Source organism: Streptomyces sp. NPDC032091 (assembly GCF_055580265.1).
On sequence record NZ_JBVILR010000036.1, the window covers coordinates 34,344 to 46,889 of the forward strand.

Here is a 12,546-nt window from a genome sequence, read left to right on the forward strand (position 1 = left end):
CGCATGACGGGAGGGCACCGGTCGTGGCCCGCCGGGTAGTCATCACGGGCATCGGGGTGCTGGCGCCGGGCGGCATCGGCGTCCGCGAGTTCTGGGAGCTGCTGAGCTCGGGCCGTACGGCCACGCGGGAGATCACCCACTTCGACGCCTCCCCCTTCCGCTCCCGGGTGGCGGCCGAGGCCGACTTCCTGCCGGAGCTCCACGGGCTCACCGACGACGAGATCCGCCGCATGGACCGCGCCACCCAGTTCGGGGTGGTCGCGGCGCGCGAGGCGGTCGCCGACAGCGGCCTCGACTTCGCCGGCCTCGACCCCTACCGCACGGGCGTCAGCATCGGCACCGGCGTGGGGGCCGTGTCCAGCCTCGACAAGGCCTACCGCGCCGCCGCCGACCACGGCCGGCTCCCGGCGCCCGGCCAGGCCGCCCCCGGCGCCCTGTACGACCACGTCGTCCCCGGCTCCTTCGCCACCGAGGTGGCCTGGGCCGTCGGTGCCGAGGGCCCCGCCACGGTCGTCTCCACCGGTTGCACCTCCGGGATCGACTCGGTCGCGCACGCCGTCGACCTGATCCGCGAGGGCAGCGCCGACGTCATGGTCACCGGCGCCACCGACGCGCCGATCACGCCCCTCACCCTGGCGTGCTTCGACGCGGTCAAGGCGACGACCAGCCTCAACGACGACCCGGCGCGGGCCTCCAGGCCCTTCGACGCCACCCGGCGCGGCTTCGTCCTCGGCGAGGGCGCCGCCGTGTTCGTCCTGGAGGAGCTCGACAGCGCCCGCCGCCGCGGCGCCACCGTCTACGCGGAGGTCGCCGGGTACGCCTCCCGCTCCAGCGCCTTCCACATGACGGGGCTGCGCCCCGACGGCCGCGAACTGGCCGAGGCCATCACGGTGGCCCTCGACGAGGCGCACCTGAACCCCTCCGACCTCGACTACGTCAACGCGCACGGATCCGGCACCCGCCAGAACGACGCCCACGAGACGGCCGCCTACAAGCTGGCGCTCGGACCGTGCGCCCACCGCACCCCGGTGAGCTCGGTCAAGTCGATGATCGGGCACTCGCTGGGCTCCGTGGGGTCCATCGAGATCGCCGCGTCCGTCCTCGCGATGCGCCACCACCTCGTGCCGCCCACCGCGAACCTGCGCACCAGGGACCCCCAGTGCGACCTCGACTACGTCCCGCTCGTCGCGCGGGAGCACCGCACCGATGCCGTCCTCACCGTCGGCAGCGGGTTCGGCGGTTTCCAGAGCGCGATGGTGCTGGCCCGGCCCGACAGGAGGACCGCATGAGCGGCAGGACCCTGGTCACGGGCATCGGCGTGGCCGCCCCCACCGGGCTCGGGGTGGAGGACTTCTGGGCGGCCACCCGCATCGGCAAGAACGCCATCGGGCCCGTCACCCGCTTCGACGCCTCCGGCCACCCCGCGCGCCTCGCCGGGGAGATCCACGGCTTCGACCCCGGGGAGCACCTGCCGGGCCGCCTCGTACCGCAGACCGACCGGGTCACGCAGCTCGCCCTCGTCGCCACCGACTGCGCCTTCGAGGACGCGGGCCTGGCCCCCGGGGACCTCCACCCCTGCGACATGGGGGTGGTCACCGCGGCCGGGTCCGGAGGCCTGGAGTTCGGCGAGAACGAGCTGCGCAAGCTCTGGAGCCAGGGGCCCAAGCACGTCAGCGCGTACCTGACCTTCGCCTGGTTCTACGCCGTCAACACCGGCCAGATCGCCGTCCGCAACGACCTCCGCGGCCCCACCGGGGTCCTCGTCGGCGACCAGGCGGGCGGCCTCGACGCCCTCGCCCAGGCACGGCGCCGGCTCCGCAAGGGCAGCCGGCTGATCGCCACCGGCGGCTTCGACGCCTCCGTCTGCCCGCTCGGCTGGGCCGCGCACCTCGCCGGCGGCTCCCTGTCCACCCGCGACGAGCCCGAACGCGCCTACCTGCCCTTCGACGCGGCCGCCTCCGGCTACGTACCGGGCGAGGGCGGCGCGCTGATCATTCTGGAGGACGAGGAGAGCGCGGCCGCCCGCGGGGCGAGGGACGCCTACGCCGAGTTCGCCGGCTACGGCGCCACGCTCGACCCCCGCCCCGGCAGCGGCCGCGAGCCCGGCCTGCGCCGGGCCGCCCTGGCCGCGCTCGCGGACGCCGGGTGCCACCCGGCCGAGGTGGACGTGGTCTTCGCCGACGGGGCGGGCGTGCCGCGGCTCGACCGCGAGGAGGCCGAGGCCATCACCGCGGTCTTCGGACCGCTCGGCGTGCCGGTCACCGCGCCCAAGACGACGACCGGACGGATCGGCGCGGGCGGGGCCCCCGTCGACGTGGTCTCGGCGGTCCTCGCCATGCGCGAGGGACTGATCCCGCCCACCACCAACGTGGAGCCCTCCCCCGCCTACGACATCGACCTCGTGGCCGTCCGGCCGCGGACGGCGTCGGTGCGCACCGCCCTGGTCCTCGCGCGCGGCCGCGGCGGCTTCAACTCCGCGGTGGTGCTGCGCGCACTCGACTGACGGGCCGGGCCGCACGGCCCGGCCCCCGCCCGCGCCCGTCCTCCGCCCGCTTCCCGGGCGGGGGCGGGCGCTCCCCCTACCCCGCGCCGAACTCCCGCAGCCGGAAACACCGGTGCGGAACTCCGATGAAGGGACCCCACGTGTCCAAGCAGGAATTCACCTTCGACGACCTCAAGCGCATCCTCCTGGAGGGCGCCGGCGCCGACGAGGAGATCGACCTCGACGGCGACATCCTGGACGTCGACTTCGAGTCGCTCGGCTACGAGTCGCTGGCGCTGCTGGAGACCGGCAGCCGTATCGAGCGCGAGTTCGACATCACGCTCGACGACGACATCTTCGCCGACAACAGCACCCCGCGCTCCCTCGTCGAGGCCGTCAACGCGAGCCTCAGGGTCACCGTCGACGCCTGAGCCGAGCGGACCGGGCGGGCCCGGCCGGGCAGGCCGGGCAGGCCGTCCCGCCGGCACCGCCGGAGCCGCGGCCCCGTGCCGGGCCGCGGCTCCGGACACCGCCACCACCCCTCCGCCCCACCCCGCCCCCACCCCCGCCCACAGAAAGGGAGTACGCCCATGGCCATCGATCAGGACCTCACCGAGACCCAGGTGATCGTGGTCGGCGCGGGCCCCGTCGGACTGCTGCTCGCCGGAGAACTCCGGCTGGCGGGCACGGACGTGGTGGTGATCGACACGCTCACCGCCCCCACCTCCGCATCGCGGGCGTCCACCCTGCACGCCCGCACCATGGAGGTCCTCGACAGCCGCGGCCTGCTGGAGCAGGTCGGCGACGTACCGCACGAGAACGCCGGACACTTCGGGGGCATCCCCCTCGACCTCGGCCTGCCCGGCCCCTACCCGGGGCAGTGGAAGGTGGCCCAGACCCGCCTGGAGGAAATCCTCGGGGAATGGGCCGCCGACCTGGGCGCGGACATCCGGCGCGGCCACGAGCTGACCGGGCTGACCGTGACCGGCGACGGGGTGCTGGCCACCGTGCGCACCGAGGGCGGACGGCTGTCCCTTCGGGCGGCGTACATCGTCGGCTGCGACGGCGAGAACAGCGCCGTGCGCCGGCTCGGCGGCTTCGGCTTCCCCGGCACCGACGCCGCACGCGAGCTGCTGCGCGCGGACGTCGCCGGCATCGACATCCCCAACCGGCGCTTCGAGCGCAAGGACGGCGGCCTCGTCGTCGCCTCCCGGCGGCCCGACGGGGTCACCCGGGTGATGGTGCACGAGTTCGGCGCGCGGCCCCGGACCGGCCAGCCCTCCTTCGAGGAGGTGGCCGACGCCTGGAAGCGCATCACCGGCGAGGACATCGGCGGCGGCACCCCGCTGTGGGTGAACTCGTTCGGCGACGCCTCCCGGCAGGCCTCCGAGTACCGGCGGGGGCCGCTGCTGCTCGCCGGGGACGCGGCCCACCAGCAGATGCCGATCGGCGGCCAGGCCCTCAACCTCGGGCTCCAGGACGCCTTCAACCTCGGCTGGAAGCTGGGCGCCCGGGTCGCCGGGCACGGCACCGACGCACTGCTGGACACCTACCACGAGGAACGGCACGCGGTCGGGCAGGCCGTGCAGAGCAACGTCAGGACCCAGGCGCTGCTGCTGCTCGGCGGGCCCGAGGTGGACGCGGTACGGGAGGTGTTCGCGGAGCTGGGCGCCGGCGAGAACGTACGGACGCACCTGGCCGGGCTGGTCTCGGGCCTGTCGGTGCGCCACGACGTGGGCGAGGACGGCCGTGGACTGCCCGGGCTGCGGGTGCCCGCCTGGGAGGTCACCACCTCCGAGGGCGCCACCACCACGCTGGGCCTGCTGAGGCCGGGGCGGGGGCTGCTGCTCCTGCCGCCGGGCGAGGAGGCGCGGCGGGCCGAGCTCGCGGAGGCGGCGGGGGCCTGGGGCGACCGGGTCCGGACCGTGTCCGCGGTGTCGGTGGCCGCCGGGGCCAGTGGGGCGGCCGCGCCCGAGGGCGCCGTTCTCGTACGGCCCGACGGGTACGTCGTCTGGGCCGACGGGCCGGGGGCGGGGGCGCTCGACGAGGCGCTCACGCGCTGGTTCGGGCCCGAACGGCCGGCCGCCGCCGCGCGCCCGCAGGAGCCCGCCGGCGCGCGCAGCACCCCGGCGCAGGCGCCGCCCGCCCGTACCGCCGCGGCGGTGCTCGACGGGGTCCGGCGCGGGGTCGGCGCGGAGCGGCTCTCCGGCCGGACCGCGCTGGTCACCGGGTCGAGCCGGGGCATGGGCCGGGCGGCCGCGATCCGGCTCGCCCAGGAGGGCGCGCTCGTCGCCGTCCACTACCACCGGGACGAGGCGGCGGCGCACGAGGTCGTCACCTCGGTCGAGAAGGACGGCGGACGGGCCTTCGCGGTACGGGGAGAGCTGGGCGTCGACGGTGACGTGGACCGGCTGTTCGCCGTGCTGGAGGAGGACCTGCGGGAGCGCACCGGCTCCACCGACCTGCACGTCCTGGTGAACAACGCCGGGGTGATGGGCGGGGTCGGGGCGGACGAGGTCACGCCGGAGCAGTTCGACCGGATCTTCGCGGTGAACGCGAAGGCGCCGTTCTTCCTGATCCAGCGGGCGCTGCGGAACATGCCGGACGGCGGGCGGATCATCAACATCTCGTCCGGGCTGACGCGGTTCGCCAACCCGGACGAGATCGCGTACGCGATGAGCAAGGGCGCGCTGGAACAGCTCGCCCTGCACTTCGCGAAGGCGCTCGGGCCGCGCGGCATCACCATCAACTCGGTCGCGCCGGGGATCACACGGAACGGGAACCCCGTGTTCGACATTCCCGAGGCGGTCGAGCAGATGGCGGGGCTGTCGGCGTTCGGGCGGGTCGGTGAGCCGGAGGACGTCGCGGACGTGGTGGCCTTCCTCGCCACCGACGAGGCGCGGTGGATCACCGGGTCCTTCGTGGACGCGACCGGCGGCACGCTCCTCGGCTGACACCGTTTCCCGGGGGCTCCGCCCCCGGCCGCGCCCCCTTCGACTCCGCCGGCGTCGTATCCCACGCGCCGCGCCGGCGGCGGGCGGACCGTCCGGGGATCCCTCCCCGGGCGGTCCGCCCCTTTCCTCGGAACGCGAGCGTTGTCGATGAGCATTTCCTCCGGCGCCCGGGTCGGGGCCCGTTGGGCTCTGGTGTCCGTGCTCGCCGCGAACATGTTGGTGGACGCCCTGGAGGTGTCCGCGACCCTGGTGGCGCTGCCGGCCGTCGGCAGCGGGCTCGGGGCCTCCGTCACCGGGGTGCAGTGGATCGTCACCGGCTTCGCCGCCGGGTTCGGCGGAGCGCTGCCGCTCGGCGGGCGGCTGGTGGAGTGGTACGGGCGGCGGCGGGTGTTCCTCGCGGCGCTGCTCGTCTTCGCCGCCGCGTCCCTGGGCGGTGCGCTGACCGACCGCCTGGACCTGCTGGTCGCCACCCGGGTGGTGAAAGGTTTCTGTGTCGCGCTGACCGCACCCACCGGACTCGCGATCATCCTCGCCGCCGTCCCCGAGGGGGAACCCCGGCGGCGGTCCGTGTCCCTCTACTCGCTGTTCGGGGCCGCCGGGTTCTGCGCGGGGCTGCTGCTGTCCGGGTCGCTCACCGGGGCCGGATGGCGGTGGACCCTGGCGTTCCCGGCGCCCGTCGCCCTCGCGCTGTTCGCCCTCGGGCTGCGGGTGGTGCCGCGGGAGACCGCCCGGCCCGGCGGCGGTCCGAGGTGGCACGCGGTGGCCGCCGGGGGCGCGCTGACCGGGGCGGTGCTGCTGCTGGTGGACGCGCTGGCCCGCGGACGGTGGGGCAGCGCCGTCGCCGCCGCGGCCGCGGCGCTCGTGGGCGTACGGGCCGAACGGGCCTCCCCGCGGCCGCTCGTGGACACCGCCCTGCTGCGGCACGCACCGCTCGTGCGCTCCGCCCTGGGGGCGGCCGCGCTCAACGGCTCCTACGTGAGCTTCCTGCTCGTGGCCGTGCTCGACCTGCGGCGCGGCGGCTGGAGCTCCTGGGAGACGGCCCTCGCGTTCCTGCCCGCCAGCGCGCCGCTCGCCCTGACCGCCCTGCGCTCGGGGCGGATCGCCGCCCGGCTGGGACCGGCGCGGGCCGTCGCCGCCGGCGCGGCCGCCGCCCCCGCCGGGTACGCGCTCTACCCGGACTCCGGCGCGGGCGGGGCGCGGTATGCCGAACTGTTGCCCTCCATGTCCCTCGTCGGACTCGCCTTCGTGCTCGCCTTCACCGCGCTGCACCTGCAGGCGACCGCCCGTCTTCCCCCCGGCCTGCGGACGGCGGCCGGCGGGCTCTACCAGACCTGCGTACAGCTCGGCGCGGCGCTCACCCCGGCGCTGACGGCCGCGCTGTACGCGACCTCCGGCCGGAGCGCGGCGCTCTGGCTGGTCACCGCGGTCGGCCTGGCCGGCGCGGGCGTGGCCCTCGCCGGCCTCGCACACCCTTCGACCGACCCCTCCTGAGAGCCGCCGGGTCCCTCTCCCACCGGCGGCTGCCCACCTCGAACCGGGAAGCATCATGACGACACTTCACATGTCACAGACATACGAAACAGCCACAGGCCTGGTCCACATGACCCGGCCCGACATGGCCGTCCTGGCCACCGCCGGGCTCCGCGAGCGCACCCGCATCCTGGAGCAGTACGTGCGCGAGGAGCTCGGCCGGATCCTCGGCATCGAGCCGCACCTCGTCGACACCACGGGCCGCCCCATGGGCTGCCTCGGCATCGGCTCGATCTCCGGCATCGAACTCCAGTACCGGATGGAGGCCACGCTCGGCGTCGACGTGAACCTCCAGCGGCTGCTGCTCGCCAACAGCGCCCAGGAGCTCATCGACTGCCTCGCCGGCCAGCTCGGGCCCGAGGCCCACCTGCACGGGGCAGCGGTGCCGGCATGACCACTACCACGCTGCTGCCGGCCTCCCGCCCGGTGGTGAACCACCAGGGCCTCGACCGGCCCGACTTCACCCTCTCCGCCGACCGGGTCGACCTCTGGCTGCTCCGCCGCCCCACCGGCGCGGACGCCGACGCCCTCGCGGTCGGGGAACTCGACGCGGAGGAGCGCAGGCGCGCCGACGCCTTCATCCGCCCCTCGGACGGCATGCTGTACGCCGCCGCGCACGTCGCGGTGCGCCGACTGCTCGGACGGTACACCGCCACGCTGCCCCAGGACGTCCGCTTCATGCGCGAACCCTGCCCCGGCTGCGGCGAGGCGCACGGCCGCCCGGCGCTGGCGCCCCCGCCGCCGCCCCTGCACTACTCCCTCTCGCACAGCGGGGGCGTGGCCATGGTCGGCGTCGGAACGGTCCCGCTCGGCGTTGACGTGGAGAAACTCCCCGGCGCCGAGACGGTGGACATCTGCTCCAGGGCACTGCATCCCGACGAGCAGCTCGAAATCGCCCAGGCCGGGACCGGCGAGGCGCGCAGGCAGCTCTTCGGACAGATCTGGACGCGCAAGGAAGCGTTCCTCAAGGGGCTTGGTACAGGGTTGAGCCGGTCGCCCGCCGAGGACTACCTGGGCACCTCGCTCGACCGGCACCCCGACGGCTGGACCATGGTCGGCGTTCCCGCCGACACCACCCACGCCGCCGCCGTCGCCGTGAAGGGCCAGGCCCCCAAGGTCGTCAACGTCAGGTGGGTCCCCGACACCTGGCTGGCCGCAGGCAACACCGTGTGCGGCTCCGCCGCCCCCGGACCGGACGACACGGTCCTCGCCAGTTGAACCGCAAGTAAGGACGTGACCGGATGACCCGCACCGCCTTCGTCTTCCCGGGCCAGGGCTCCGAATGCGCCGGCATGGGCAGGGAACTGCTCGCCCTGCGGCCGGACCTCGCCGACACCTACTACCGCGTGGCCGACGACCTCCTCGGGTTCCCGCTGTCCCGGCTGTGCGTCGAAGGGTCCCCCCGGGACCTGGAGGACCCGACGGTGGCCCAGCCGGCCGCCTTCCTGACCAGCATGGCCGTACTGGAGGTGCTGCGCGGCCGGGGCCTGGAGCCGGACGCGGTGGCCGGCCACAGCCTGGGCGAGTACGCGGCGATGGTCGCCGCGGGCGCCCTGGAGTGGACCGAGGCGCTGTGGCTGGTCCGGCTCCGCAGCGAACTGGTGGCCACCGTCGGCGACCGGGTCGGCAGCGCCACGGTCGCGGTCATCGGCCTCAGCCGCCCGGACCTGACGCGTCTGTGCGCCGAGACCCGGGCGGCCACGGGCGAGGTCGTGGAGGTGGCCGGAGACAACGAACCCCGCCAGACCGTGGTCTCCGGGCAGGCCGACGCGGTGGCCCGGGTGGCCGAGGAGGCCCGGGCGGCCGGGGCACGGGTGGAATGGCTGCGCACCGGCGGCCCGTTCCACTCCAGCCTGCTCGGCGAGGCCGAGGCGGAGTTCACCGAGACGCTGATCGCGACCGAGTTCCGCGACCCGGCCGTTCCGCTGGTCTCCGGTGTCACCGGCGGGTGGGTCACGACGGCCGCCGACGCCGTCGTCGCCCTGCGCGGCCAGCTCACCAGCCCGGTGCGCTGGACCGCGGCGGTGGAGACGCTCGCCGCCTCCGGCACGGACCGGTTCGTGGAGGTGGGCCCCGGCCGGGTGCTCGGCGGGCTGGTCCGCCGCATCCTGCCGGGGGCCCGCGTCCACAGCACGCACACGCCCGAGCGGCTGGCCGAGGCCGTGGACGACCTGAGCGCCGCCACCGCGGTCTGACCGGCAGGCACCCACATCCGCCGCCGTGCACGCCGGCGGGACGTCACGAGACGAGGAGCAGTCCATGGACAGGCATCCGGAGCCCGGCCGGCTCATCCACGTGGTCAGGGGGCGTCCCGACGCCGAGGAACTCGCGGCCCTCACCGCCGTCGTCCTGGCCCGGGCGGCGGCGTACGAGGGCCAGCACGGCGGCACCGCCGGCGGCGGGCCCACCCTGGCCGGCTGGAGCTGTCCCCGCCGGCCCCGGGCCTTCCACGGCGCACGCACCTGGCGCGACAGCCCCGCCGCACCCCGCTCCGCCTGACCGGCGCGGGGCACCACCGCCCCGCGCCGTCCCTCGTACCACCGCTCCATCGGCCGTCAGGGCCGGGAAGGGACCCCACTCCGTCATGAACGTCCACAAAGGACTCATCCTCGACGAGACCGCCAAGTTCCATCAGGACGTGCAGGACGATCGGCCTTTCGTCCCCGGCACCACCGAGATCTGGCCCGCCGGCGCGGTCCTCGACGAGCGCGACCGCACCGCGCTGGTCGAGGCCGCGCTGGAGATGCGGATCGCCGCCGGACCCAGCTCGCGCCGGTTCGAGTCCCGCTTCGCCCGCACCCTCAAGCGGCGCAAGGCCCATCTGGTCAACTCGGGCTCCTCGGCGAACCTGCTGGCGCTGACGGCCTTCACCTCGCACCTGCTGGAGGACCGGCGGCTGCGGCCCGGCGACGAGGTCGTCACGGTGGCCGCGGGCTTCCCCACCACCGTCAACCCGATCATCCAGAACGGGCTGGTGCCCGTCTTCGTCGACGTCGAGCTGGGCACCTACAACACCACCGCCGACCGGGTGGCGCAGGCCATCGGGCCCAAGACCCGGGCGATCATGATCGCGCACGCTCTGGGCAACCCCTTCGAGGTCGCCGAGATCGCCCAACTGGCCGAGGACCACGGCCTGTTCCTGATCGAGGACAACTGCGACGCGGTCGGCTCCACCTACGACGGACGGCTGACCGGGACCTTCGGCGACATTACGACCGTCAGCTTCTACCCCGCCCACCACCTGACCATGGGCGAGGGCGGCTGCGTCCTCACCTCGAACCTGGCGCTCGCCCGGATCGTGGAGTCGCTGCGCGACTGGGGCCGGGACTGCTGGTGCGAGCCGGGCGAGACCAACAAGTGCCTCAAGCGCTTCGACTACCAGATGGGCACCCTCCCCGAGGGCTACGACCACAAGTACATCTTCTCCCACGTGGGGTACAACCTGAAGGCCACCGACATCCAGGCGGCCCTCGGCCTGACCCAGCTGGACAAGCTCGACGAGTTCTGCGCAGCCCGCCGCCGCAACTGGCGCCGGCTGCGCGAGGGGCTCGACGGCGTGCCGCACCTGATCCTCCCCGAGGCCACCCCGCGCAGCGACCCGAGCTGGTTCGGGTTCGCGATCACCGTGGACCCCGAGGCCCCGTACAGCCGGGCCGCCCTGGTGGACTTCCTGGAGGGGCGCAAGATCGGCACGCGCCGGCTGTTCGCGGGCAACCTCACCCGCCACCCGGCCTACATCGGGCAGCCCCAGCGGATCGTCGGCGACCTCGCCAACAGCGACATCGTCACCGACCAGACCTTCTGGATCGGCGTCTACCCGGCGCTGACCGACGAGATGCTCGACTACGTCATCGCCTCGGTCAAGGAGTTCGTGGGCGGACACTCCTGACCGCCCGTCCCGTGAGTCCGCCCGCAGGAGAGGCCATGCCATCGACCCATGACACCATCGCGGACCTGCGCGAGCAGATACGGGTGCTGCGCGACCACGCCGAGCTGCGCGAGCTGTTCGACCGCTACGTCGCCGCCCTGGACACCTTCGACGGGGCCGGCCCGGACGAGGCCCGCTTCGCCGGGCTGTTCACCGAGGACGCCACCTTCGCCTTCCCGATCGGCGTGTGCACGGGAGCCGGGGCCTTCGTCGCCTTCCAGCGCGAGGCCCGGGAGCGGTGGGCGCGTACGCACCACGTGAGCGCCAACCACTCCATCACCGTCGACGGGGACCGGGCCGTCGTCCGGGCCCAGCAGCTGACCACCCACGTCCACCACGCCGGAGCGGGCCCCGCGGCCCACTTCGACGTCGGCGGGCACACCGAGGCCCGCGCCGTGCGCACCCCGGACGGATGGCGGCTGAGCCACGTCGCCTTCCGCGTCGTGTGGGACTCCGGCGTCCGCCTGCCCGAGCTCGCGGGGGTCCCGCTGTGAGCCGCCCGGCGCCGCGCCTGACCACGCTCCTGCGGCGCAGGGCCGTCTGGGGGCTCGCCCTCACCCGCGGCCGGGCCGTACGCCCCGCCCCGGACCGGCCGCGCCCGCCGGCCCGGACCGCCTGAACCCGCCGGGGATCCCCGGCGGGACGCCGACCCAGCCCCGGAGACCCCCATGCACCCCACCCCGTCCATCGCCGCGCCGCCGGTGCGGTCCGTCGTCCTCGACGCGGACGGGATCCCGCTGTCGGGGCTGCTCGCCCTGCCCGCGGACCCCGTGCCGCGGGCCGTGGTGGTGGCCCTGCACGGGGCGGGGATGAGCGCGGGCTACTTCGACAGCCGGGTGCGGCCGGGGTTCTCCCTGCTGGAGCTCGGCGCCTCGCTGGGCTTCGCCGTGCTCTCCCTGGACCGGCCCGGCTACGGGGCCTCGGCGGCCGCCGTGCCCCGCGGGCTGGACCTCGCCGGGCAGACGGCCGCCCTGCTCGCCGCCCTCGACGGGTACGCGCGCGGCCACGAGACGGGCGCGGGCTGGTTCCTCGTGGCCCACTCCAACGGCGGCCGCCTCGCGCTGTCCGCGGCGGCCGCCGCCCGGGGCCGCACGGCGCCGCTCGGCGTGGACCTGTGCGGCGTCGGCCGGCACTTCGCGGTGGAGCCCGGGCAGCTGCCCGGGGCGGACTTCCCCGGGCAGTGGCGCCGGCACTGGGGCGCGCTGCGCTTCTACCCGCCGGAGGCCTTCCGGGCCTGTACCGGCCTGGTGCGCCCGGTCCCCGCCGAGGAGGCGCGGGAGACCCCGCTGTGGCCCGACGCGTACCCCGCCGTGGCCGCCGGAGTGAGGGCCCCCGTCCGCTTCACCTTCGCCGAACAGGAGCTGTGGTGGAGGCGGGACCGGACGGCGATGGAGGAACTGCTGACTCCGCTGACCGGGGCCTCCACAGAGGTGGCGGTCCAGCCGCATGCTGGACACAACATCAGTCTGGGATGGGCCTCCCGCGCCTACCACCTGCGGGTCATGGCCTTCCTGGAGGAGTGTCTGCTGCCCCGCGAGGCGGGGACCGGGCGGGGTCCAGGCCCCAACTGACGCGGAAATGTAGAAGGTTGACGAGGATCTGACATGTGGCCCGTTGACCAGGAGATCGGGACCAACGACTCTTTTCGTGAG

At 75.0% G+C, this 12,546-nt stretch carries 12 protein-coding genes; all 12 read left to right on the plus strand.

Annotated features, from left to right (window positions below; genetic code table 11):
• Window positions 1-23 precede the first annotated feature (23 nt).
• Window positions 24-1,289 (plus strand): beta-ketoacyl-[acyl-carrier-protein] synthase family protein, encoded by a 1,266-nt coding sequence (locus ACZ5NJ_RS35895; protein ID WP_468770704.1) that lies wholly within the window; start codon window positions 24-26, stop codon window positions 1,287-1,289.
• Complete coding sequence (locus ACZ5NJ_RS35900) at window positions 1,286-2,503, plus strand: ketosynthase chain-length factor (protein WP_468770705.1); 1,218 nt, start codon at window positions 1,286-1,288, stop codon at window positions 2,501-2,503. The genes ACZ5NJ_RS35895 and ACZ5NJ_RS35900 overlap by 4 nt, the downstream gene beginning before the upstream one ends.
• Window positions 2,504-2,643: 140 nt before the next feature.
• Entirely contained in the window at window positions 2,644-2,913 is a 270-nt protein-coding gene (locus ACZ5NJ_RS35905) for an acyl carrier protein (RefSeq protein ID WP_468770707.1), read from the plus strand.
• 159 nt (window positions 2,914-3,072) lie between these two features.
• Window positions 3,073-5,436: an SDR family oxidoreductase gene (locus ACZ5NJ_RS35910; protein ID WP_468770709.1), complete on the plus strand. Its 2,364-nt coding sequence runs from the start codon at window positions 3,073-3,075 to the stop codon at window positions 5,434-5,436.
• A 147-nt stretch (window positions 5,437-5,583) separates the two neighbouring features.
• Window positions 5,584-6,927 carry an MFS transporter gene (locus ACZ5NJ_RS35915; RefSeq protein ID WP_468770710.1) on the plus strand — a complete coding sequence of 448 codons (1,344 nt, stop codon included), beginning with the start codon at window positions 5,584-5,586 and terminating at the stop codon, window positions 6,925-6,927.
• Window positions 6,928-6,997: 70 nt separating this feature from the next.
• On the plus strand, window positions 6,998-7,360 hold the full coding sequence (locus ACZ5NJ_RS35920; protein WP_468770712.1) for an acyl carrier protein: 363 nt from the start codon (window positions 6,998-7,000) through the stop codon (window positions 7,358-7,360).
• Window positions 7,357-8,184, plus strand: coding sequence for a 4'-phosphopantetheinyl transferase family protein (locus ACZ5NJ_RS35925; RefSeq protein WP_468770714.1), 828 nt, complete (start codon window positions 7,357-7,359; stop codon window positions 8,182-8,184). Before ACZ5NJ_RS35920 ends, ACZ5NJ_RS35925 begins: the two co-directional genes overlap by 4 nt.
• Window positions 8,185-8,207: 23 nt before the next feature.
• The gene (locus ACZ5NJ_RS35930) at window positions 8,208-9,161 is read left to right on the plus strand and encodes an ACP S-malonyltransferase (protein WP_468770716.1); all 954 of its coding nucleotides are present in this window, start codon (window positions 8,208-8,210) and stop codon (window positions 9,159-9,161) included.
• A 64-nt stretch (window positions 9,162-9,225) separates the two neighbouring features.
• Window positions 9,226-9,465, plus strand: a complete 240-nt coding sequence (locus tag ACZ5NJ_RS35935) for an acyl-CoA carboxylase subunit epsilon (protein WP_468770717.1) — start codon at window positions 9,226-9,228, stop codon at window positions 9,463-9,465.
• Between the two features lie 85 nt (window positions 9,466-9,550).
• On the plus strand, window positions 9,551-10,855 hold the full coding sequence (rfbH, locus tag ACZ5NJ_RS35940; RefSeq protein ID WP_468770719.1) for a lipopolysaccharide biosynthesis protein RfbH: 1,305 nt from the start codon (window positions 9,551-9,553) through the stop codon (window positions 10,853-10,855).
• A gap of 35 nt (window positions 10,856-10,890) precedes the next feature.
• Window positions 10,891-11,388, plus strand: a complete 498-nt coding sequence (locus tag ACZ5NJ_RS35945) for a nuclear transport factor 2 family protein (protein ID WP_468770721.1) — start codon at window positions 10,891-10,893, stop codon at window positions 11,386-11,388.
• A 174-nt stretch (window positions 11,389-11,562) separates the two neighbouring features.
• A complete protein-coding gene (locus ACZ5NJ_RS35950) occupies window positions 11,563-12,465 on the plus strand; it encodes an alpha/beta hydrolase (protein ID WP_468770723.1) in 903 nt (300 codons plus the stop codon).
• Window positions 12,466-12,546: the final 81 nt, after the last annotated feature.